Raw genomic sequence first — 23,006 nt, forward strand, 5'->3', positions numbered from 1 at the left:
GTATTTTAATCATTGACATGTGCAGTATTATTTTCCGTTCAAATGATAGATTAGTTGCACAACACCAGAGGAGAACGTTTTTGTATTAACCATTTTTAAATTCAACCTCTGTTTAATATCAATAAACAACGGTTTTCCTTCTCCCAAAATAACAGGGTGAACAGATAATCGAAATTCATCAACAAGCCCTAAATTGATAAAAGTTGTAATAAGACTCGCTCCGCCATATAGCCAGATGTCTTTACCAGGCTTATTCTTTAATTTAATTACTTCTTCAAGAATATTATCATTTATAACCAATGCTTTATTATCAGTCCCTTTGTGCGTTCTGGAAAACACATATTTTTCTTTACTATGAACTAATCTCCACATTTCTTTTTCAGTTTCAGTATCTTCAATTTCTGGAGTAAATTGTCCCCATAAATCATAGCTTTTTCTTCCGTATAAAATAGTATCAATTTGATTTAAGAAATTAACAAACCCCGTCTCAGCGTCCATAATGCACCAATCAACTTCCCCATTTTTCCCTTCTATAAAACCATCTAAAGTAACTGCTAAATCTAAAATTATTCTTCGTTTCATGATTTGTTACTCCTTTCGTTGATCTACCACCCATTATAGACCTTAAGTATGTCACCTTGTGTCATATTAATATCGGAAAGGTATCTTTTCAACTATGCTGCCAGTTAGTTGAAAAAACTAGGGGCTGCCCCACAGCAGCTCCATACTATCGTACTCCGTTAGTTGAAGGAATTTATCCAATGCTATTCTGGCTAATGTACCGGCAGCCGCTTTTTGCGAAACTCAGACGGGGTGCATCCGTTGTACCGTTTGAAAATGCGGATGAATTGGGTGACGTTCGGAAAACCGGATTGAACTCCGATATCCGCAAGGCTAAGCGACCTGGTCAGAAGCAAACGCTCGGATGCTTTAATCCGCCTCACGTGCAAATAATCGACGAAGGTCATGCCGATATGCTGCTGGAAATATTTAATAAAATAATGGTACTCCAAATGGACAAGCGGGAGCACATCCTGAATGCGAATCGGCTCAGGGTAATGGGCTTCCACATACTCCAGAACCGGTTTCAGTCGCTGCCAATCCGGTGGTGACATAGGCGCGGAGGAGACCATGTGGCGTACAATCAGAGCAAGTAACTGCTTAAACGCTCCGCTGATGACCAACTCATACCCCGCTCCCATTTCGCTGGCTTCCTTATAAATGCTGAGCAGCAGCTGAAACATCGTCTCTTTCACCGCCGTATTGCCGCTCAAAATCTTGTTTAAACGATCGAGCGGCTCCGATATCTCCAATAAGACAGGCGCAAATTCCTTGGTGTACGAATCCATCTGCGCCAGCATGTCGAATTGAAGAACAATTTGTTTGACATGAGAATTACGTTTGGTGCGATGCAGCCGGGACGATCCGAGCAGCAGCAAATCCGGACCTTTTAGCTCATACACTTGATCGACGGTTTCGACCAGCATCGAGCCCTCCAATAAGAGTAAAATTTCCACCTCTTTATGATAATGCCAAGTGTTCCATGGAGTTAATGGCATAGTCGGAAACTCCAGGTCCCATATTTTGTAGCGCAGCAGCGGATGGTGGTAATTTACTTGTTCATTCCTGGCTCTTCCCTCCACAGTTAGACTCCCTCCATTTCCTAAAAAGACAGTTTTGTATCATTATTAGACAGTTCTGTATCTGGAGCTTCCGCTGGTACCGGGCTTACAATAAAGAAGAACGAAAGCGCTGTCATTTTGAGCCTTTCAGTAGCATGACCTGCTTAAAGGAGGAAGAGTTGTGATTAAAATAGGTTTAATGGGATGCGGAGTCGTAGCCTCCTACGGACATATTCCTGTCATTACGGCTTCGAAAGAATTTGAACTGACAGCGATTTATGAACCCGACCCTTCCCGAACGGAATCATTGCAGTTGACATACAACGTGCAGGTGTATACGAATGCGGAAGCTTTTTTCCGGGCTGATTTTGAAGTTGTAGTGATAACATCTCCTGCTCCGTGCCATTACGATAATGTAATGTGTGCAGCTCGTTACGGCAAACACGTTTTGTGCGAAAAGCCGCTGGCTACGAATGAGCGCGAAGCTGCGGAAATGATCGCTGTCATGGAACAAAACGGTCTGCTGTTATTTACCGCGTTCGACTACCGTTTCAGCTCGGCTGCCCAAACGATCAAAAGAATTGTAAAAGACGGCCTGATCGGCAAAGTTCGCTCCTTGAGATTGAGCTACATATGGAACCTTCACGGCAAGTATATCAACTCAGAGGATCAGCCGAATATGAGACGCTCCATCCGTATGCTCGAAGGGGGGCCGATGGTGGATTGCGGCGTACATCAGATCGACCTGGCCAGATGGTGGCTCGATTCCGAAGTGACAAGCTATCGTTCGGAAGGTGCTTGGGTCGATGAATATGAAGCCCCGGATCATATGTATCTCCATATGAAGCATGCAAACAGAGCCCATACCATGGTGGAAATCAGCTACTCCTATTGCTTTACAGCTAAAGAGCCGGTATCCCATTTTACCTATCATCTGATCGGTACGGAAGGCATCGTGTATTACAATCGGGAAGCAAAAATATTTGAAATGAGAAATTCTACAGGCACGACCCTGTTTCCTTTTGCCAAGGAAAAAAATTTTCCCGGCATGTACGAAGCTTTTGCCAAAGCTCTAGAAAGCGGTTCGCCGAAAGATGTCCCTACCGGTACGGACGGACTGATCGCAACCCGGATTGCACGGACGGCAACGGAAGATTTGATCGGAAGGCGCAGCATGCCTGAAAGAAGCCTTACCGCTATCAATGACCCTATGCTCCAAAACCAAAACCAATCGTAGGAGGATGTCTATGAACAAAAGAAAAGCACTGCTGCCCTTCCTAAGCTTGCTATTGATCCTCTCCGGCTGTTCGGGAAAAGAGACGAGCTCTCCGCTTCAGGAGTCTCCCAAATCGAAGGACATACCGACGTCCGTCACGAAAGACCCGGTAACGATTAAGATGTACCATAAGGGGGGGACAATCTCCGACGAAGAATTTAAAAATTATTTCGTTGAGCCGGTAGCCAAAAAATATCCGAACATTACCCTCGAATTGGTTCGGGACAGCGTGAAAGGAAACAGCCCCGAAGAGCTGTTGACCAGCGGCAATTTTCCCGATCTTATTTATACCAGCAATCCCAGCATTCCAATCTATCAGGACCTGGACATTATTGAGGATTTGAATCCACTGATCAAAAAGAACGGATTTGATTTGAGCAGGTTCCAGGATACGGGTTTGGAAATGATGAAAGGATATGACTCCAAAATTTTGGTCGGATTGCCCTTAACGATGAATATGGCGGCGATGATTTACAATAAAGACATTTTTGATAAATTCGGCGTCCCCTACCCGAAAGATATGATGTCCTGGGATGACGCGATCGCGCTCGCCAAAAAAATGACGGTCGTTGACAACGGAACAAGCTATATCGGGATCGACCCGTGGAGGGTCGAAGCCGTCGGAAGCCAAATGACGCTCCCGATTGTCGATCCGAAGACGAATAAGGCAACCATCAATATTGAAGGCTGGGGCCATGTGCTGAATCTGTTCAAGCAAGTGACGGATATGCCCGGATACGTGAACAACGGTAAGTTCGACTACGATTTCTTTAAAGATAATTTGGCGATGGCTCCGATGTGGGCTACGGATTTGGTAGGCAAACTAACGGATCCGACCATCTCCAAGCTGAAAAACTGGGAGCTCGTTTCCATTCCGTATGTGAAGGGCTATGAAGGAAAAGGAAGGAACGTGGATACCCACATGCTTATGATGGCCAAAGTGAGCAAACATAAGGATGAAGCGTTCGCTGTCATGCAAGAAGTACTTTCCGACGAAGTTCAGATGAAGATGGCCAAAGCAGGAAGAATTAGCCCGCTTAAGGATGAATCGTTCAAGAAAAATTACTTGCAGTCCAACGCATCCTTTATCGGCAAAAACATAGCGGCCTTATTCAAACTGACCCCGACTCAGCTTCCCGCCCATTCCAAATATGAGAATCAGGTCCGAATCATCATAAGAGGGGCCAAACAAAAGCTGGCGGTAGACCGCAAGGATATCAATACGATATTAAGAGAGCTTCAGGAAGAGGCCGACAAGTGGATCGAATCGCATCCATAAAATAAAGCGCGGTGAACCGGTGTGTCGAAGGGAGCAGCAAACGATGATATTCGATGTTGTACAGTTCGGAGCCAAAGGGAACGGCACCGAGCTCTCGCACGAAAATATACAAAAAGCGATGGACGCGTGCGCAGAAGCAGGCGGCGGAACGGTCTATGTTCCTGCAGGCACTTACTTATGCGGCACGCTTCACCTAAGGTCCAATGTAAATTTGCATCTGGAGCAAGGGGCGGTCATTCTCGGAGCGGATGACGGAGCCCTCTATCCTGAAATTTGCAAAACGCCCTACGGCAACCTGCCCGGGCAAATTCAGGCGCTCCTTTGGGCTGACAATGTTTCGAACGTGACGATTACGGGTCAAGGCATCATTGACGGAGGGGGTAACTCGCCGCTAGCCCCGAAGGATGCGGTTCACGTTCAGTTCCGGCCGGCGCTGGTCTTTTACCGCAATTGCGAAAAAGTCAAATTTTTGGACGTTACGCTGCAGTATTCCTGCTTTTGGACGCTTCATTTACTGCGATGCAACGACGTACTCATTCACGGCGTGACCATCTTGGCACATCAGGACCGGATCAATACGGACGGGATTGACCCGGACGGCTGCCGCAATGTCATTATCAGCGACTGTCATATTAAGACCGGGGATGACTGCATCGTAATCAAGAGCACCGAAGGGGATGCATGCGAGAATACGACGATTACGAACTGTATCCTAAGCTCAAGACACGCAGCTTTAAAGCTCGGTACCGAGGCCATTGGAGCGATTCGCAATATAACGTTCAACAACTGCATTATCGACCATACCAATGTAGCGCTAGCTCTCTATATGAAGGACGGTAGCACCTATGAAAATATTATTTTCAGCAACATGGTTGTCGAAGCCTATAATGAATTCCCGATCGTCATCGACGTGACACCACGTTACTACAAAGAGCCCACGATCGGAAAGATCCGAAGTATCACATTCGATAATATTATCGTAACCGGAAAAGGTAGGCTGTATATCGAAGGTACCAAGGATGTGCCGGTATCTGATATATCGCTTCGCAACATGACTTGGAACATTACCGGTAAGTGTAAGACAGACAATATCAAGAAGCCAGACGGGGCACGCCGGATCGAAATGGACCCGAACCGGGCCAATTATGCTGTAAATCCGTATCAATTGATCGCCGTACATGTAGATGGACTTCTCGTCAGCAATTGGAAGGTGTTTAACCGAAGCGGCGAAATTTTGTGCGACCGCGGGCAGTTTTATTTGCAATCGGTTGATCATCTCACCCTGGAAAATGTCCGGCATCCGAAAATCGCGTCCGGACTCGAACCGGTGAAGCTGATAGACTGTATTATGCAGGAATAGGCTTCATATCGCAGTCCTCTCATTCAGACCTTGGCAATGAAAAGGCCGTATTCGTTTCCAACAATGGACCGAAGACGGCAAACCACCCGCAAATCAAATGCGGGTGATTTGCTTATCGGCCATCTCGGGCATATTCAGCGAGCATCTGGCTGCAAAGGTCGCTAATTTCGTGCCTTTATTTGGTGAAAACGATTCGATGGCCTTAATCAAACCGATGGTTCCGATGGAGATTAGGTCTTCTAGATCTTCACCGGCATTGTCGAATTTTTTGACGATATGAACACGAAACGATGTACATCGCAATAAATCAGCAATTACCGTTGTAGGAGTGATCAATACAAATGACTAGCGGTTCGCAATTCCAAACCAAGTTTTATTGTGTTTTATCCATACCACTGATCTCCCGAACTTACAAGGGTCACCAGGACATGTACCACCGATAGAGCACCCGCCAACACACTTTGCTTACAAATGCCAAGAAACCGATGATTCTGCGTCTATACAGATTCATCGGTTATTTTACTGATGAAGGAGAAAAATTTCATTTGGAGGTAAATGCGATTAATTATCGTTAAATAAAATCTATGCTCCGTAATGGCAACCTGTAATTTTACGAAAGGAAAGCTCTCCGTGAAGCGTATATGAATCGTTCCCCTCGCGCCATGACATGACACTTCTGCTCAGGGTAGCGCTCGTAAAGCGTTTGAACGAAATTTCCCGGCTTCTCGCTATTTCCTGCAAACATATCGTAGTGCAACGGAATTACCATATCCATATGTACAGCCTTGGCAAGCTCCGCTGCTTCGCGATAATTCATGTTCCCTACAATCCCGCCAGAAGTTCTAAAGTAATCCCGTCCGTTGATGGGAAGCATCCCCAAATCAATTGCCTCCTGCGCGAGATTCTCCATCAGACCGGGGTAGATTACGGTATCGCCTGCATGGTACACCTTCACGCCGTTCAGCTCAAGCAAGTAGCCAACATAACGGTGGGCCCGCTCAGTTCCTGTCGTCTCCAGTGTTTCATGAGCCGCTGGTATCGGCTTGATCCGGATCTTTTCTCCTTCTCTGCCTTCAAGCTCAATCCACTCCCCAGTGAGAGCATCGATTATCCTCTCAGAGGCTATTCCGCAGTTTGCTTCCAGCATAGCTCGACAGCTAAAGGGCGCCATAAAGCGTGTCTCCGGACATTGCTCAGCAATCACCTTTAGTGTCCACGGATCCAAGTGGTCCTCGTGCTCATGAGTAATCAGGCAGAAGTCGAGGGTGGTAATATGCTCAGGTTTAACCAATGTGGGATACGTTCGCTTTATCCCATTGATCTGTTCGAGATAATCGGAATAGAAAGGATCGACATGGATTACAGTCGCTTTTCCTTTGATAGCTACGCTTTCTTGTCCGAAGAACCATACAGCTGCACAGCCGGATGACGGCCTCGTCCTTTGTATTTCCTCCATAAGCCATTCCGGATTCCGCCAACGCTCCTTACAGAGACTTTCCATTCTAGCATCCCTCCATTACAATAATTCCATCATATCCATACGATCACGGATATCATCCACGAAATGTCTAAACAAATAAGGATGAATCCGGTCCCGCCATAATTCCCGTTTACCTGCACTTTCGCCCTTTTTTCATAATTATAGAATTATATTCAAAAATTGTTAACTCAATGGCCGTAAAACAGAGCTAGATTGGCAAGCCCCCGCCATAAGACATTATGAGCTTCTTGGCTTGTAGTCCATCCTTAGTAAAATGTCCTAATCGTAGTTTCCGAACTTGCGGCCGAACAAATTGATACCCCCTGATTCGCTGCATCGAGCTTAACGCAGATTCTCACCTTGAAGGAGTGGCTGCCTTCAATCCCCAATTCGTTTAAATACTTTCAAATTCGATTCTCTTATGCCGTCGTTTTTCTCCAACCCCAATCCTTTTTTTAAATCTTAACAAAAATCATGGTACCTCAATAAGTAAAATATAGCTATTTTTACACAACCATGCAGCGCAAGCGTGCACCACAGATGATGAAAATGGGTAGAATCCGTCAATACTGCTACTATGGCTGGGAGAGGAAGGTCGATGAACTATGGTGCCATAGAGCCCATCCGTTAGTCTGACCTACAGAGCTTCTACTATGAAAAGGAAGTCACACGTGGCTGCCTGGTGTTGAGCTATCGTACTTCGTTAGTTGAGTATTAAATTGGATAACCAAACCACAATTTAATTAAATTTCCATCAGGGTCGAAAACATCAAAAGATTTTCCACATCCGCCACTATCTTTAATTGGGCTAGTCCTAATACCAGCTACAACTAATCTGTTATAGCATTTTTCAATGTCCTCACTAATTTCCAATATGAGAACATGACTGGGTCTTCCTTTATGAGTAAAAGCCAGCCGTTCTTCTCCATCAGTTTGTATAAGCATGATTTCTACGCCTGATGCAGGATAGATAAATACCTCGGTGTTGTCAGATTCAATAGGAAGACGATTTTTAGTGGTGTTAATATAGAAACCCAATTGAAACACATAGAAGTCAACTGCACGTTGTATGTTCTTAACTGGCACTTCAATACAAGCAACTGATTTTACTGTTGCTTTTTCTTTCACGCTCGGTTGAATCTTTTCATGTTTATTGATTACTTGGTCACCCATATTACACCACCTATTGGAAATTTAATCCACAAAGTAACAGTACAATTAAATATCCAATCTGTAAATACGGTACCGTAATTGTATTATCCCTCCCTTTTGCTTAACGCCCTGCAGTACATATGTATCAATCGCTTTATTTGTGATCATGTCAAAGAGCTGCCTCGGCAGCTTCTTGACGTTTATATAGAGTCCTTAGTTGAACTATCGTTCCCCATTAACGTAATAGAACATTTACTATAAAATAAGGTGTTCATCCTTCAATTTTTTCAATACAATTTCATGTGTTGGGAAAGCCAACACCGGCACTTCACTAAAAGAGAAAAATTCTACTTCCTCAATATCATCTCCAGCAACGAGCTTACCATCAATCTCTTTTACTAGAAACCAAATAATTGCATTTTGTTGTTCGAGGTTATGTAAACGACGAAATTGTTCGTGTATACTTCCATAATCTGAAAGAACTGTGTAAACTGCTGTAATCTTAATATTTAAACCCGTTTCCTCTATAAATTCTCGTCGAGCCGCCTCATATACATCCTCATCCCACTCAACGTGGCCACCTGGAAAGCACCACTGCCCCTTAAAGTCCCCTCGCCGTCGTTTGCCTAGCAAAACCTTCCCGTCCCTAATTAAGATTCCCATAACGCCTACCGTTGGATTTTGATAAAAGATAAACCCGCATGAAGTACAAACCGGCTTAGATATCTCCCTGTTTTCGTTCAGAATCAACCTTCCACCACACTTGGGACAGAATTTATACCTCATCATTGATACAACCCCAATCAATATTGGATAGCCACTTATTTTGATTGTATCCTGTGGGATGGAAACTATCTAATATCAAAATGTGAATGAATCATTGTTGTTAAAAGATGATTGATGGTACCGGGCAGTGCATATGTACAAAATCTATAAATTTGAGTACATGTAACACTTCGGATCACCCACTGTTTAACAAACAGAAGGGCCTTCAGGTCTCTAGAGCAACCTACTTTTATGGGTAATTTGACCAATTAGAATATATTATCCTGCCCGTTTAATCTAAATTAATAAAATCGATCATCAACGTTTATGACAAAAAGCTTCCTTGGTTATCCCATTATTTAGGTTTTTCCATGTTTGTCCGTTTCCTAATCTATTAAAAATGAATCTATTATAGTAAAACTCAAGGAGGTGATAAGTATGTGTTCATGCTCATCTACCACTTCTCCAGAACGTTGTTACTATTAGATTTATAGATAATAGGATAACTGGAGTATGCATCATAGGAAGCGCTAATCCTTGCGGTCAATTCTTACGAGTAGGATTTACCTTGATCCAAGCTATCCATTGTCTCTTAAGAAACGGATTTGTCATCATCACCGAAAGAAGCAACGTTCTTGTTTTCAGACGCGAACGTATATTTTGATTTTCGAACTCCCGTTTGTTTCAGACGGGAGTTTTCTTTACTTATGCTAGATCCATAATTGTTTGATAAACAGGGTGTGGCGCAGCTTATATTGAATCGATAGCATGACGCATTCCGAAATCGAATTCGGGATTAAGCCAAAAAAATGTTAAAACGCTACTGACATACAGTTGTCAGTATTGTTTTTTTATAATCGGAGTAAGTAAACATAAAGGAGTGGGAGATAAATGCGAAGTATTCTGGCCCAAAATGATATGATACGGCATTGTATCATTTATTATAGGAAGGATGGTATCTCATGAATTTGGCTTCTGTACGCATCATTACCGACGACGTGGATCGTCTCGTCGAGTTCTATGAGAAAGTCATGGGTGTTTCGGCGGAACGCCCCGCGCCCGTCTTCGCCGAACTCGTTGTGCCATCGTGCACCCTGGCGATCGGCCACTCCCAGACGGTGCAACTGTTCGGCGCTGGTTCCGCAGTGGCGGCCGACAATCACACTGTCATCATCGAGTTCCGCGTCCACGATGTCGATGCCGAATACGAGCGCTTGAAGCCGTTTGTCGACGAGTGGGTAAAGGAACCAACCACGATGCCGTGGGGGAACCGTGCTGTGCTGTTTCGCGATCCCGACGGCAACTTGGTTAACCTCTTCGCGCCGGTGACCGAGGAAGCGATCAAACGGTTCAGCGGTAGACGTTGACGGACAGTTGAGTGAGTGAGGCCTTAATTTGGGGAGTGGCAACGATTCGTATGGCCATTTTGGCCTAATGTGCCGCTAACATTTCTCCGATGATAACATCGTCTCTCCCGGTATGACAATGAACCCGAATGGGGCAACACGACTACCAATGTGTATATAGCTTATGGTAGAAACTACTCCAATTTTTGGTCATTATCATTTAGTATGTAAGAATTTTCATGGGCAATTCAAAGGAGCAGCTACAGCTGCTCCTTTACTGTTTTCAGTTCTGCTTGCTTTCTGGATTATTATCAGCGGGTATAAGTGACATATGTAGAGAATCCGATATTTTGTGAAAATGTCCCATTTATCCGAAATCTGGCATCCTTTAAGATCTCTTCAGCGAGTTCATCAGGCGGCTTATGATCGGCGTCCAGCAGGAATGGCTCATTGGTCGGCGACTTCATCAACTTATCCCGAAGGAAAAGCGAACGGTGGATATATTGCGCATCTCCCCGCTGATTGAGTCGGGCGGTAAGGGTGTCCGGTTCTGCGTGTAGCACAACGTAGTGGAGAGTCGCATCGAGATCCGATAGCTGGTCATAGAACCATTGTAGTTCGTCTTCAACGACGAAATCGATAACTACGTCTAGTCCGTCCTGGAGCAAGTTTCGCGCCACCGCAACGATATTAAGCCAAGCCAGCCGGAGTCGTTCCTCCCAGGGCAGCTCGGTTTCACCACGGTAGATATGGAGAAGGAGATCACCCTCAATCAACGCACATTGGTTCGTCGCGTCCGCAAGAGTCTTGGAGACGGTTGATTTCCCTACGCCAAGTGGACCAGAGATAAGATAGACTGCTACTGATTTTTTGATAAAATGCATAAGATATTCCCCCGTTATCGTTATCCGTTAGAATAGTTCGCTAATAACCTTAATGATTATTTCCTTAGTTTGTGGTAATCGGTTTTCAGCACCATCTGGATGTAACGGTTCACCCCAGGTAAATCCATCGCCTTCGTATCTTGGAATGAGATGCATGTGATAATGTGTCAAATCGTTGAATTTCCCACCGTCTTGACTCACTCTAATACCATCAGGTTTATACACGCATTTTAAGACAGTTGAAATCATTTTAGTGGCGTCCATGATACTGTAAGCAGTTTCTTGGTCGATTTCATCGACATCCAAGTAGTGTTTTTTAGGAAGGATTAGCGTATGCCCTTCATTAAACGGAGCAATATCAAGTACACAAGTAATAAGTTCGTTCTCAAATAAAATATTCAGATTAGGTTCAATCCCATTTGCAATCCTACATCCTAAGCATTCCATATAGTAGTGACACACCCCGCTTTAAAAGGAGATTTTGTTGTTATTTAAGTATGATTATTCGACTACCCTAACAAACACTCCTGTCCGTTGCTACCTTTGTAAAGTACTAATTAAGATCGTACCCTTTAGCTTAAAGAGGCTACCCGATGGATCCGCGGCTGCCTCATGATGATTGTGTTGTACTGAAATCTAGACCTCCACTTCTTCACATATACCAAGATAATTACCGTTCAGAGCATAAAAATAAACAACATTAATACTGCCTGAATCCATGATATCTGTCGTTTCGGCTCCCGTTCTCTCAGTATACTGCGCGACCTTTTCTAAGATTGCCGGATCAATTGGGGTAAGTCTCTTTCAGGAACTTTACAGATTGGTTAATCAATGCCTTTAATACATGATAATCAATGTCGGATACTTTGTTGATGTATACACAGGCTTTTCCTGACTTATGTTTTCCGAACTTCTGCAGTAATACATCCCGCTCCGTATCGCCTGTCGCAAAATACAGGCTGATACTTGCTTTTCTAGGTGAGAAGCCGACTAATGGTGCGTCTCCTTCATGACCAGATTCGTATTTGTAGTGATATGAGCCAAAGCCGATGATGCTCGGTCCCCACATCTTCGCTGGGTAACCGGTCGTTTCGGTGAATGTTTCTAATAATTTGTAGGCGTCATCACGCTTCTTGAGATTTTCGACATTCTCAATAAACTCAATGACACTTCTGTCAGTTTCTTTTGTTTTCTGCTCATACATAATTAGGAATCCCTCCCTTACCTTTCACAATGTAAGACTTCAAAGTTACAGTATCATGTATGCAAAAAGGCTGTCAAAATCGAAATCGAGCAGCAGCCCTTATCCTGATTTTTGAGCGGTCGTACTCTCCTTTACCGGAATGATAGGATTAGCCTAGATCATATGTGGTATGTCCACAATCATTAATTTTCCATTGTAATCTAATGAATTCAAGCCTAATTTTCTTTCTTTCATTCCTAATAATCGAAAACCAGTTTTTATTATATGGGAATATTACTTTAACTTTTGGTTCTGAAAAGAATTCAAAATATTTAGGTTGACTGAACCAATCACGCCAACCAACGCAAAATGAATCTTCGAGAGTGGTTTTTGTCCCGTCTGTCTCATTACAGAAAGCAACCCAATTCTTCCTACAATCGATAAAACTTATTGTTTGTGTTTGCTCATTACTATCGATATAGTTGATTTCATCATGAGTAATATCTAATAGTTGGCGGTAATGAATTTCCATCAAACACACCTCACTTCCCTATTACAATATATTTCATTTGTGAAATCCTTCCGATATTAATATAACATTTTTATTGAAGAAATCTGTCCGTTACTTCAATGAAAAACGGCAGCCGATCGTCTAGAAGACTGCCATCGTGTCTTATTGAGCTATCGTTTCCCGTTAGTACGGATTAGAATTCATCATCAGTTTGATTATTATTTAGTTCCCGCAACCAAATTTCAATTGTATCTCTTACTTCAAATCTGTCTTTTGATCGCTTTGATTTATGTACATTTAATTTATATTCGCCATTTAATCTACTGTCTGGACACCACCTTAAATCAATAATAAATGTATTACTTTCTGGAATAATACGTCTTAAGCTGCTAGCTGCATTGGCATCGTTTTATGAGGATTGTAGACTTCGTTGCTGCGAGCCATTCCAACGAGTATTCGTGCTAATTTACCACACAGTTTCATAAGAGACCTCATTTTCTTCATCTTCTTCACCTGTACATTGTACGTATGCGGCTGACCAAATTCGCCCGATCTTCCATGTTGAATAGGAACGGCCAATTTTCCCTCTACTTGACGGGGAAGTCGTCCAGCCACGTGTAATGGTCAGTTACGCCTCAGAAGGTAAAGCCGGTGATGACATCCTCTTACTCCCGGAACAAAGGTGAATGTTAACTTGTATCTTTGCGCCTGCAACTTCATCATACAAGCTCCGGCTGCGTCAGATAATTATCTATCTTGTTATGGAGTAAATAAATTGAGATCTATTGCCTCTGCCATTTTTTGGTATCCCTTCACACTAGGCTGTAAATGGTCTCCACTGTCATAAGCTCTCAAAAGTTTTGTTGGATCGTCTGGATCTCTTACTGTGGCATCCAAATCGATCACAGCATTAAATTTACCACTGGTTCTAATCCAATCATTTACCGTTCAAAGGGCTTGGCTCATTACCGATTCAAGTCCGACGGAAAACAACGTGTAAAAGACGTGTAGCATATCCAAAACGTAAACAGCTACCACAGCCGCTTGAAGAAATGGATGGACCGCTTTAATGGTGTTGCAACCAAATATTTGCAACATTATTTGGCTTGGTTTCGTTATATAGAAAGCACGGAATATGAGAATACCTCATCGAATAAGAAAAATTCGTTGGTCAAATCGTGCATGTTTACTGTAACCGACACGAATACCAAACTTAGGCTTTCTGCTTATTCTTGTTAAGCTAACCGGTAGGATAGTTGAACAAATAATTGCAATAACTACAACATAGCAATCCAAAAGAAACTATTATATTCATCATATGTTATCATAAGCATCAAACATAAATTATTGCATTTAGAAGGGAGTAAGGCATGGCAAATATCGAGCACTTGCAAACCGTACATGTTCCAGCGTCGAAAGTGTATGAAACTTTAACCACCGCTGAAGGACTGTCGGAAATATGGACCAATGAACTCATTATTAATAATCAGATTGGCTTTATTAATGAATTTCGATTTGGCAGCAATGACATAACTAAGATGAGAATAGAGGAATTGATCACTAATAAAAAAGTCGTTTGGCAGTGTATAGATTCAGATCCAGAATGGATTGGTACGATTATTTCCTTTGATATCCAAGAGAAGAACGGGAAGTCTTTTATTACTTTGCGTCATACGAACTGGAAAGAAGTAACGCCATTTTATCGCTCCTGTAACTACAACTGGGCTATTTTCCTTTATAGTCTCAAATCCTATTGTGAAGATGGCGATGGTATCCCCTATCATAAACGTAAGTTTTAATAATTTAAGTTATACTGCTCATTCCACTAATGAGGAACGAAAGCTTAATAAACCGCCTTTTCACCAAGGCGGTTTTCTTATGGTAGAATTTAACATAGCCAAACGAAAAGAAGCATACCTCGAATTAATTTGATTGGCAATCAAACGACGAAACCCATGAAAAACTTCCAAGACCATGTTGGAGGGTTATTTGGCATGCTCAGTAATTAGTATAGCACCATCTTCCCCATTTTCTATTGAAAATCTTGACAAGTTATTAGCTGGTTTAGCTTAATGCCGATCCCAGTCTGATACTATATTTTTTCAATCTACTTTATTTTCCTAATAAAAAATACTTTTTCAGTCTAATGTTTTATTTTCTTTTAACACTTACATATGTCCGCCCTTCAGCTTGCGCTTGCCAATACAGCATTCGACAAATTAAACCGCTTACAAATTATAACTAAATACATTAAACTAGCAAATAAGAGTACCAAAAGATGTTCTTTAGCATAATCCAATAAACTTACAAGGATGTATTGAGGATGAACATTGATTTGAAGCTTAGACTTGTAAGACCGGAACGCGAAATTCCACTCCCCGCCGTATCGCGGATAGAGTTGAACGAGACTGTTCGATATGACTAGCGGACTTGTCAAGCAGCGGTAGGAGGAGTATGTTCAGCTTGCTGTTCGAAGTGCTCAACACCTAAAAGGAGGGGTTTTTTTGAACCGAATCAGGATCACCTCAAAAGGAATCGAGAAGACGCTTCGCAAGTTTAATTATCTTCAAGCAATTTCCGAATACATATGGAACGGATTTGATGCACGCGCGACGGTTGTAGATGTTCAGCTTCAAAGGAACCCATTGGGCGGTATCGACCAAATCACGATTGCGGATAATGGATATGGTATAGATCGTGATGCACTGGAGCGCAAGTTTACTCCTTTTTACGAATCGGAGAAGCAGCTCGATCCCGGCAAACGTGTTCGCGTAACCTCAGCCATGCATGGAAAAAACGGTATCGGCCGTTTAACGTTTCATCGTTTCGCTTCTGACGCTTTGTGGAGAACTACGTATGAAGACGGGGCTTCCTACAAGACGTACACGATCCATGTTCGTTCGGACCGTATGGATTCTTATGAGGCGACAGGGGCTGTTCAGGCGAATGACGTTCAAGGCACAGGGACAACCGTAACCTTCCACAACATCATAAAAGATTTCGTTTACGAAGAGCTGATAGCTTATTTATGCAGGGAATTCGGGTGGTTCCTTGAGTTGAATTCGGACAAGGGCTTCGATTTAAAAGTGGACGGAAGCCCACTGGACTATTCCAGCCTTATTAGAGAAAAGGAATGGCGTGAATTTGTTCATAAGCCGACCCAAACGGTATTTCATCTGAAATATATTCAGTGGAATGACCGGATCAATCACGAGCATTCCAAAATCTATTTCATTGATTCAACGCTAACAGAGAAGCATAAGCAGCCAACAACCTTTAATAATAAAAGTGACTCCTTTTATCACAGCGTTTATATTCAAAGCTCGTTTTTTGACCATTTTGATTTTGATACGGATCCGGACAGCGAACAGCTGGAATTCGGTTTCGGCGCAAACAAACGAAGTGAAGAATATCTGTTCCTGATCGATGAGGTTAGTGCATTGATTAAGCAAAAAAGGAAGCCGTATCTGAAGACTTATTCCGATGTCGTTATTCAGGATTTTACTGAAGCCGATGCGTTTCCTCCCTTTTTGGATATACCCGAGGATCAGATTAAAAAAGAAGAGCTCGAATTCGTGATCCGTGAGATGTATCAAGCGGCACCGAAGATATTCATTGATTTGAACCGGGAACAGAAAAAGATGGTGGTCCACCTCATTCACATGGCTCTCGGCTCCAACGATCGTCAGCAATTGTTGAATGTCCTTTAATATCTGAAACGTTTGAAGGAGAAAATGAGGATGTACTTGATCGGACTCGACATCGGTACGATGAGCATTGGCGGTGTTCTTGTGGATGGAAACAGCGGTGAAATCACAAAATCGATGATAAAAGACAATCATACTGAGTGTTATACGGCAAATTCATGGGAACACTGCCAGGTCCCGATTGGATTTGGCATACGGTTCGTGAGGTGCTTGCCGAATTTTGAAGGGATGATGTGGAGATCGGCGGCATCGGCATTACTGGACAGATACACGGAATTCTGTATGTTGACGTACCGGGGAACCCGATTTCACCCTCTACACGTGGTTGGACAAGAGAGGCTCACTATCGTTCGATGGAAGCACCTCCTATGCTGAGCATTTATCTCTGCTGACTACCACCCCCGTTCCCCCAGGTTCGGAATGGTTACGCATTACTACAATACGGTACAAGGAAATATACCGAAGAAGGCCGTTAAGCTGTGCACAATACGATTGCAATACAGCAAGTGTTCACCGAGGCAGGGCAAACTTTTATTGAAAATACGCTATCTTTACAGGACGACGCTGCCGTCGGTGCTCTTGCCGAAATGCTACAAGCGCAATACCCACAATATGACCCTACAATCGAAATCATTAACAGCGTAGCTCTACTCTTTGCCGATGTTGCCTTTAAGAGCGGCAGGAGGATCGCATATTGAGATCTCTTATCGAGCTGACTGAAAGCTTTTTGGGCCTGTTCATGCTGCACTAACGCCGCTGCGAGATCCGCCGGGATTGTTGCGCATTTCTGTGATTCATGGGCTACATCCCATCTTCCATCCTCCTGCGCTCGGCGAATTTCAGCATAACCGTGGGCTTTCATTCGTCCTGTCTTCATTAGAACTCCTACTTTTCGCACGTTAACCATGGACCAAGGGCTTTTCAATCGCCTTGGCGAATAACGCTGCAAGTAATACGCCTCGTTGAATCCTTTACGGTGACTATCGATCCATCCATAACACAAGGCGACATCGAGCGTTTGCGGAATGGTAATTGAATGGATGCCCGAATCCTTCTTAGCTATTCTAAGCCACACTTCTTCTCGTCGATTGTAATGACTCGCAAGCTACGATTCCAAATCAGCTGCGCAGTCTCTCCTCACATTCACTTAACCATATGTATTGTTCGCTTGTTGAATTAATGCCCAAGAGGCCTAACATACGATAATGCAATACATGTCCATATTCATGTATCAAGCTTTGTGCACATCTTTCGTGTACGTCAAGAAGATTTAAGTTTTCAAATCAGAGCACTTTAAGTTTCCAGAGTTTAGGTAAGGAAGGATGGGAAGTTGTAACAGTGGATTCTTCTCCTACAGTTAGTTTTAATACAAAAAAAGTCAGATCAAATTATTTGACCTGACGTGTACGGCGGCTTGTAATTGGCGGCTTTAATTAGTATGGTTTCAAACCAAAACTAGTGCCAATTCAGATCATTTCCTCTTGTCAATGTAAGTTAACAATGAGAGTATAAATAACCCAAATGCAAACATGATTGAAAGAGCTTGAAATATATCCATGTTTACAGCCTCCACCTTTCTGGTAAGGTGTCCGCCTTTGTACAAGTCGTCTTATTGTAAATTCTATATTTAAATGGATATAAGTGGAAGTGTCGAAGGGACTATGATTGTGTGACTATATTATCTACATAATTCGCTAAAATAGCTATTCTAACGGAGCCATATGCATCACCTTGATATTTTGAATGATATGGTTATGAAAAAGAAAATCAAGTCAACGAAAAATATATCTGCAATTTTGATAATAAAGTTCAAATTCATTACTTATATGGATCATGGGTAATCAACTTGTCGGAGGACTTGCTGGTCTGGGAGAAGCATCATCCTCCCTGATTGGATGACCTTTTCCCTTGTTTAAAGCTAAAACAGCGGAAGCACCAACACGGATCTGTTCCCTCTGAGATCTCCGCAAGGTGAAAACAGATGCTGTAGATGCCTACCAGCTATGCGAACTCTATTACAATGAAGAGTTTGAGAAGTATAAACAAAGAGGTATTGGTCTGCTCAACCTTTGTCATCTGACTCGACAGCACGAATCCATTACACATATGTATATCCAGGCTAAGCTTCATTTCCAGTCGATTTTAGATCAGGTCTTCCCTGATTATAGGGGATCTTTGGAGATCTTTATTCCGTGGTCTCTTTGTTGGTCTTAAGGGAATTTCCAACGTCCAAAACTGCACTTAAAGCTGGATTAACGAAACTTACGGACAGAATCGCATGCCTCTGCCCTAAACGTTCCGAGAACTGGGCCAGTGAAAAGGCTAAGGCTATTCTAGTTGCAGCCTCGAATAACCCTTTTCAGGAGACGGCCTACAGCAAAGTTGAGGAATTTATGATTATCCAGTCGATTCCCGGAATTGGCGGCAAAATCGCTGCAATGGTTTTGTCCGAAATTGGGGAAGTGACATAGCAAATTCCATCATCATCAATAGACCTTGGCGTAAATTTGGGATGTTGACTTATAATTGCTGGATTTATTTGACGTTAAAATAAATGAGCACTTATTGAGTAGCCTACTATCATCACTAGCAACACAGTAATGTGATTCAGCGAAAAAATAAACATCGAACGGGCCCACTTCCCCTCCTGCTTACGACGATAACCGTTGATGCTTAGAATCAACCAGCCTAAGCTCAGGATTGCGTTGGCCACGGTGATGTAAGGATTAAAGGACCAGAACAAAAAGCTGCATAGGAATAGTGCAACCAGATAGGCGTTCATCTGCACGTACGTTCTCCGAATCCCTTTGACGACTGGCAGCATGGGGATGTTGGCCGCACGATATTCCTCCATGCGACGAATCCCAATCGCATAAAAATGGGGCATCTGCCAGATTACCATTAACACGAACAATGCAATGGCACCGGGATGTAAAATGTCAGGAGAGATCGCAGCCCAACCAATCAATGGAGGCATCGCTCCGGATAAGCTTCCAACTTCCGTGTTATAGATGGTTCTGCGTTTCGTCCAAATCGTATAAGGCACGACATAGATGAACAGCCCTAGAAAACCCAGGAAAGCTGAAAGCGGAGAAGCGATATACAGCGCAATAAGACCACCAACTGCGATCCACCCCCCGATGAACAACCCGCTCCAGACGTCAATGATTCCAGATACGGTTGGTCTATTTTTTGTTCGTTCCATTACAGTGTCGATATCGCGGTCGTATAAATTATTGAAGATGCCGGCTGCTCCGATCACAAACACTGCTCCGGTCAAAGCCAACACCATGTTTCCGATTTTATCGAAGAATGATATATCGTGAACGAACATTGCCATGCTAATCCCCGCGATCATCGCAATGAGGTTCGACTTAATAATGCCAATCTTTATCGATTCAAAGAGTACCTTAGTCACCGAGGTCGGAATCGGTTCGACACTAACCGCATTGCTTTGGATTCGCATGAAGGTAACACTCCCTTTCAGTAATTTCACTTCTATAGGTTACCATATCACATCGTATAAGTGCCTTTCCTAAGCCAACCCTCATGATTCTGTCATAACTTTTTGTCGCTTTGGTGAATCTGCACGCCGGCACCATGCTCTCAACAGCGAGTTTATCGTCATGCTGAATCAGGCCAGCACCAACCGGATGGAGCTTGCCAAACTCCTCAATATTTCGGACCTGCAACTCTCCTACATCACGAATGTGGACGCCGGGAATGGCACGGACTCTACCCACTTAAAAAGCCAATGCCAAAAACGTCCAAGTCGTTGAGCGCATTGCATTGAAGATCTGGAACAGTCTTGAACCGATCGTAAACGTAATAATTTCGCCATTATATAGATAAATAAAGTTTTTCTCCAAATAATTTAAGTTCTGTTATATCCGTAACTCACTTCTCATTCGGCTTTTCAGCGTGAAAGTCCCGTTCTAAAATGTTGGGGGCAATCTTGCCAACCATGCCTTTATATGAACGATATTTCTTTATGCGTACAAGACTCTTTAATCCTAATATGTTCATCCAACGTTGCACCTTCTTATGATGTGCTAAGCCGCTTCCTTCCGTACGAGTTCATCAACCTTGGCTTTTCAGGAAGCGGCCGCGGCGAGCCCGAGGTGGCCAGAACGATCGCAAGTATCGAGAATCCCGCTCTCTACGTGCTGGATTACGAAGCGAACACGGGCACCGTAGAAAGAATGACAGAGACGCTGCCCCCGTTCATTGATATCTTGCGCGAACGTCATCCCAGAGTGCCGATTCTCGTTGTATCGAAAATCCCGTATGCAAAGGAACATTTCTATCCCTGACGATCTGAAACTCCGGCTAGCGCGTCTAAACGTACAGCGGTCAATACTCGAGAGGCTGCATGCCGCTGGCTACGTCAACGTGCATTTTCTTGACGGAGGGACGTTGCTTGGCGACTCGCTTTATGAGGAGTGCACCGTTGACGGCGTTCATCCGACCGATCTCGGCTTTCTCCGCATGGCGGAATCGCTGAAACCCGCCATTCGCAGTCTGCTCAAAGGTTGAGGAAAGCCGCTTTGCCGTATAAGCTGAAGAGCGATCGATCCCTACCGATCCGATATATCCGGAGCCATCGAGACGAAGGCAAGAAGCTTTCAACCATGAATGTGTTCTCAAGTAACATATGAATCTTTGGTTATGGATAAACATACTGGAAAAATTCATCTTTTTATCAAGGACATCCCGAGTTAATTGGTCTCAGCTTTGACGATTTTGATGCATTCATGCTTGAGTATGTTTTTGGTAGCAAATATAAAGAAATTGTTCCAGATGCAGACTCAGATGATTAGTATCAAATGTTGAAGAATATTGGTCTCGTATAGCATGTGAGGTGGAAGGGTGCCTCGGGGTCATTATCACCGTTGTACCCGCCGACAAAGGCTTTTCTTATATTAATTAAAACTGTTGTCAAAACGAGTACAGTTATGATATGGTGTTACAAAATAGAGAGAAGAGTTCTGGATATGGAATGAAGAATAGGAGAATCTTATACGATGACTAACAAGAACAGCCAGACTGCCGTTAGATTAGCTCTGCTGCTTGGTTTATTTTCGACACTTGGGCCATTTACCATCGATATGTATTTGCCCGCTTTTCCTCAAATTGTTGAGCGTTTTGGTACGACAGCTTCCCTCGTCCAGCTCAGCCTGACTGCCTGTTTATTGGGACTTGGCATCGGCCAACTGGTCATGGGTTCGCTTAGCGACGTCTATGGCAGGCGCAAGCCGCTGCTCATTTCCATGGTAATCTATGTTGTGGCAGATTTAGCTTGTGCGATCTCACCGAATATTTGGCTGCTGATCCTGTCTCGGCTCGTGCAGGGGTTTGTTGCGTCGGCGGGTATCGTCATCTCCCGTGCAATTGCTCGCGATATGTTTAGTGGTCACGAGCTCACCAAATTTTTCTCGCTTCTCTTGCTTGTCGGAAATTTAGGCCCGCTTGTGGCACCGGTAACGGGAAGCGGTGTTCTAGCGCTCACAAGCTGGGTCGGCGTATTTATCGCTTTGGCGCTACTGGGAACTTACCTCCTTGCCATGACCAAATGGAGTCTCCAAGAGACGCTGCCTATCGAGCGCCGCAGTCCCAGCGATTTTACTCAGCAACTACGAAACTATGGATCTCTTTTGCGTGATCGCTCATTTACGGGCTATATGCTCGCGCAGGGGATCATGATCGCGGGGGTATTCGCGTACGTTTCCGGAACTCCTTTTATTTATCAAAATATTTACGGAGTTTCCCCTACGGTATTTGCTCTGTTGTTCGGATCAAATGGCATCACCCTGATTATCGGCTCGCAGTTGGTCGGTCGAATGGCTCGCCGTGTGTCAGAACAGACCTTCCTGCTGTTCGGTCTATGGCTTGCCGGCGCAGCCAGCATCGCCGTCTTATTGGTTGCGATGTTCCACGGGCCGCTGTACGCACTCGTGATTCCGCTCGTTTTCTTCGTAGCGGCCATCGGGATTACATCCACAGCGGCTTTTCCTCTTGCGATGGAGAGCCAGGGTCATATGGCTGGTAGTGCAGCTGCACTGATGGGCGTTATACCCTTTCTGCTTGGTGCGGTCGTTTCTCCACTAGTCGGCATTGCTGGGGAAAGCACGGCTGTTCCGCTCGGTGTTATTATTTTGACAACAAGTGCAGCAGCGATGCTGTCCTACTTCCTTTTAGTTAAACGAGGTTCGAATAACAAGCAGGAAGCTTTGGGTAAAGAAGCAGTGAAACAATTATAAATGAAACGAAACAGCCAAACCTTGAATCGAGGTGTTTGGCTGTTTTTGTATACTTTCAGCTGTGGAAACCTCCTTAATTTGAAAATAAGACCGTGCCATCGATAGCGCAAGCTACTACAGCCTTTTTCCGATAGTTAATGACTAGTAATAAAAAAGATGACTCCTGATTATAGAAGTCATC

Annotated in this window: 23 protein-coding genes and 5 pseudogenes; 12 read left to right on the forward strand and 16 right to left on the reverse strand. The window is 43.7% G+C overall.

All coding sequences use genetic code 11. The annotated features are described in order from the left end of the window. Positions 1–27: 27 nt before the first annotated feature. Both QMA13_RS23925 and QMA13_RS23930 read right to left on the reverse strand, forming a co-directional pair. Entirely contained in the window at positions 28–582 is a 555-nt protein-coding gene (locus QMA13_RS23925; RefSeq protein WP_282936244.1) for a dihydrofolate reductase family protein, read from the reverse strand. Positions 583–773: 191 nt separating this feature from the next. Beyond that, the gene (locus QMA13_RS23930) at positions 774–1,643 is read right to left on the reverse strand and encodes an AraC family transcriptional regulator (protein ID WP_282936245.1); all 870 of its coding nucleotides are present in this window, start codon (positions 1,641–1,643) and stop codon (positions 774–776) included. A gap of 160 nt (positions 1,644–1,803) precedes the next feature. Here QMA13_RS23930 and QMA13_RS23935 point away from each other — a divergent pair, with 160 nt between their 5' ends. From QMA13_RS23935 to QMA13_RS23945, 3 genes are read left to right on the forward strand one after another with little or no spacing between them, the layout of a single operon-like run. Then, a complete protein-coding gene (locus QMA13_RS23935; RefSeq protein ID WP_282936246.1) occupies positions 1,804–2,859 on the forward strand; it encodes a Gfo/Idh/MocA family protein in 1,056 nt (351 codons plus the stop codon). Between the two features lie 10 nt (positions 2,860–2,869). After that, a complete protein-coding gene (locus tag QMA13_RS23940) occupies positions 2,870–4,177 on the forward strand; it encodes an ABC transporter substrate-binding protein (protein ID WP_282936247.1) in 1,308 nt (435 codons plus the stop codon). A 43-nt stretch (positions 4,178–4,220) separates the two neighbouring features. Then, the gene (locus tag QMA13_RS23945; RefSeq protein ID WP_282936248.1) at positions 4,221–5,537 is read left to right on the forward strand and encodes a glycoside hydrolase family 28 protein; all 1,317 of its coding nucleotides are present in this window, start codon (positions 4,221–4,223) and stop codon (positions 5,535–5,537) included. Between the two features lie 132 nt (positions 5,538–5,669). On the opposite strand, the pseudogene QMA13_RS23950 reads toward QMA13_RS23945, so the two are convergent. From QMA13_RS23950 to QMA13_RS23965, 4 genes and pseudogenes are all read right to left on the reverse strand, one after another. Then, a pseudogene (locus tag QMA13_RS23950) lies at positions 5,670–5,873 on the reverse strand (sigma factor); the annotation flags it as partial. 274 nt (positions 5,874–6,147) lie between these two features. Then, the gene (locus QMA13_RS23955) at positions 6,148–7,038 is read right to left on the reverse strand and encodes an MBL fold metallo-hydrolase (protein WP_282936249.1); all 891 of its coding nucleotides are present in this window, start codon (positions 7,036–7,038) and stop codon (positions 6,148–6,150) included. A gap of 693 nt (positions 7,039–7,731) precedes the next feature. Next, a complete protein-coding gene (locus tag QMA13_RS23960) occupies positions 7,732–8,190 on the reverse strand; it encodes a VOC family protein (protein WP_282936250.1) in 459 nt (152 codons plus the stop codon). Positions 8,191–8,424: 234 nt separating this feature from the next. After that, on the reverse strand, positions 8,425–8,919 hold the full coding sequence (locus QMA13_RS23965) for an NUDIX hydrolase (protein WP_282936251.1): 495 nt from the start codon (positions 8,917–8,919) through the stop codon (positions 8,425–8,427). Between the two features lie 977 nt (positions 8,920–9,896). On the opposite strand from QMA13_RS23965, the gene QMA13_RS23970 reads away from it, so the two are divergent. After that, positions 9,897–10,301, forward strand: coding sequence for a VOC family protein (locus tag QMA13_RS23970; RefSeq protein WP_282936252.1), 405 nt, complete (start codon positions 9,897–9,899; stop codon positions 10,299–10,301). A gap of 290 nt (positions 10,302–10,591) precedes the next feature. Here QMA13_RS23970 and QMA13_RS23975 read toward each other — a convergent pair whose 3' ends face one another. The 6 genes and pseudogenes from QMA13_RS23975 to QMA13_RS36450 form a co-directional block, all read right to left on the reverse strand. Continuing rightward, complete coding sequence (locus tag QMA13_RS23975) at positions 10,592–11,164, reverse strand: P-loop nucleotide/nucleoside kinase family protein (RefSeq protein ID WP_282936253.1); 573 nt, start codon at positions 11,162–11,164, stop codon at positions 10,592–10,594. Between the two features lie 27 nt (positions 11,165–11,191). After that, on the reverse strand, positions 11,192–11,611 hold the full coding sequence (locus tag QMA13_RS23980; RefSeq protein WP_282936254.1) for an HIT family protein: 420 nt from the start codon (positions 11,609–11,611) through the stop codon (positions 11,192–11,194). Between the two features lie 337 nt (positions 11,612–11,948). After that, a complete protein-coding gene (locus QMA13_RS23985) occupies positions 11,949–12,368 on the reverse strand; it encodes a DUF1801 domain-containing protein (protein ID WP_282936255.1) in 420 nt (139 codons plus the stop codon). A 148-nt stretch (positions 12,369–12,516) separates the two neighbouring features. Next, positions 12,517–12,879 (reverse strand): hypothetical protein, encoded by a 363-nt coding sequence (locus QMA13_RS23990; RefSeq protein WP_282936256.1) that lies wholly within the window; start codon positions 12,877–12,879, stop codon positions 12,517–12,519. Between the two features lie 360 nt (positions 12,880–13,239). Continuing rightward, positions 13,240–13,404, reverse strand: a pseudogene (locus QMA13_RS23995) (IS110 family RNA-guided transposase); the annotation flags it as partial. Positions 13,405–13,617: 213 nt separating this feature from the next. Next, positions 13,618–13,791: an SGNH/GDSL hydrolase family protein gene (locus tag QMA13_RS36450; RefSeq protein ID WP_349254235.1), complete on the reverse strand. Its 174-nt coding sequence runs from the start codon at positions 13,789–13,791 to the stop codon at positions 13,618–13,620. Positions 13,792–13,803: 12 nt separating this feature from the next. On the opposite strand from QMA13_RS36450, the pseudogene QMA13_RS24000 reads away from it, so the two are divergent. The 4 genes and pseudogenes from QMA13_RS24000 to QMA13_RS24015 form a co-directional block, all read left to right on the forward strand. Continuing rightward, positions 13,804–14,053, forward strand: a pseudogene (locus QMA13_RS24000) (IS1595 family transposase); the annotation flags it as partial. A 175-nt stretch (positions 14,054–14,228) separates the two neighbouring features. Then, positions 14,229–14,657 carry an SRPBCC family protein gene (locus QMA13_RS24005; RefSeq protein WP_239614626.1) on the forward strand — a complete coding sequence of 143 codons (429 nt, stop codon included), beginning with the start codon at positions 14,229–14,231 and terminating at the stop codon, positions 14,655–14,657. Positions 14,658–15,362: 705 nt separating this feature from the next. Further along, complete coding sequence (locus QMA13_RS24010; protein WP_282936257.1) at positions 15,363–16,568, forward strand: ATP-binding protein; 1,206 nt, start codon at positions 15,363–15,365, stop codon at positions 16,566–16,568. Between the two features lie 30 nt (positions 16,569–16,598). Continuing rightward, the gene (locus QMA13_RS24015; protein ID WP_282936258.1) at positions 16,599–16,940 is read left to right on the forward strand and encodes a hypothetical protein; all 342 of its coding nucleotides are present in this window, start codon (positions 16,599–16,601) and stop codon (positions 16,938–16,940) included. A gap of 97 nt (positions 16,941–17,037) precedes the next feature. Here the strand turns inward: QMA13_RS24015 and QMA13_RS24020 are convergent, their stop codons facing one another. Both QMA13_RS24020 and QMA13_RS24025 read right to left on the reverse strand, forming a co-directional pair. Continuing rightward, complete coding sequence (locus QMA13_RS24020) at positions 17,038–17,640, reverse strand: YdeI/OmpD-associated family protein (protein ID WP_282936259.1); 603 nt, start codon at positions 17,638–17,640, stop codon at positions 17,038–17,040. A gap of 396 nt (positions 17,641–18,036) precedes the next feature. Then, complete coding sequence (locus tag QMA13_RS24025; protein ID WP_282943529.1) at positions 18,037–18,123, reverse strand: putative holin-like toxin; 87 nt, start codon at positions 18,121–18,123, stop codon at positions 18,037–18,039. A gap of 404 nt (positions 18,124–18,527) precedes the next feature. On the opposite strand from QMA13_RS24025, the pseudogene QMA13_RS24030 reads away from it, so the two are divergent. Beyond that, a pseudogene (locus tag QMA13_RS24030) lies at positions 18,528–19,030 on the forward strand (IS110 family transposase); the annotation flags it as partial. 80 nt (positions 19,031–19,110) lie between these two features. Here the strand turns inward: QMA13_RS24030 and cyoE are convergent. Then, complete coding sequence (gene cyoE, locus QMA13_RS24035) at positions 19,111–20,031, reverse strand: heme o synthase (RefSeq protein ID WP_282936260.1); 921 nt, start codon at positions 20,029–20,031, stop codon at positions 19,111–19,113. 340 nt (positions 20,032–20,371) lie between these two features. Further along, positions 20,372–20,615 (reverse strand): annotated as a pseudogene (locus QMA13_RS24040) (IS3 family transposase); the annotation flags it as partial. On the opposite strand from QMA13_RS24040, the gene QMA13_RS24045 reads away from it, so the two are divergent. The 3 genes from QMA13_RS24045 (at position 20,540) to QMA13_RS24055 (ending at position 22,825) form a co-directional block, all read left to right on the forward strand. Continuing rightward, positions 20,540–20,878: an SGNH/GDSL hydrolase family protein gene (locus QMA13_RS24045; protein WP_282936261.1), complete on the forward strand. Its 339-nt coding sequence runs from the start codon at positions 20,540–20,542 to the stop codon at positions 20,876–20,878. The pseudogene QMA13_RS24040 and the gene QMA13_RS24045 overlap by 76 nt on opposite strands. Beyond that, positions 20,853–21,101 carry an SGNH/GDSL hydrolase family protein gene (locus tag QMA13_RS36685; protein WP_481858016.1) on the forward strand — a complete coding sequence of 83 codons (249 nt, stop codon included), beginning with the start codon at positions 20,853–20,855 and terminating at the stop codon, positions 21,099–21,101. The genes QMA13_RS24045 and QMA13_RS36685 overlap by 26 nt, the downstream gene beginning before the upstream one ends. 488 nt (positions 21,102–21,589) lie before the next feature. Continuing rightward, positions 21,590–22,825 carry a multidrug effflux MFS transporter gene (locus QMA13_RS24055; RefSeq protein WP_282936263.1) on the forward strand — a complete coding sequence of 412 codons (1,236 nt, stop codon included), beginning with the start codon at positions 21,590–21,592 and terminating at the stop codon, positions 22,823–22,825. The last annotated feature ends 181 nt before the right edge of the window (positions 22,826–23,006 follow it).

The organism is Paenibacillus sp. RC67 (assembly GCF_030020805.1).
In the GTDB taxonomy this organism is placed as follows: domain Bacteria; phylum Bacillota; class Bacilli; order Paenibacillales; family NBRC-103111; genus Paenibacillus_S.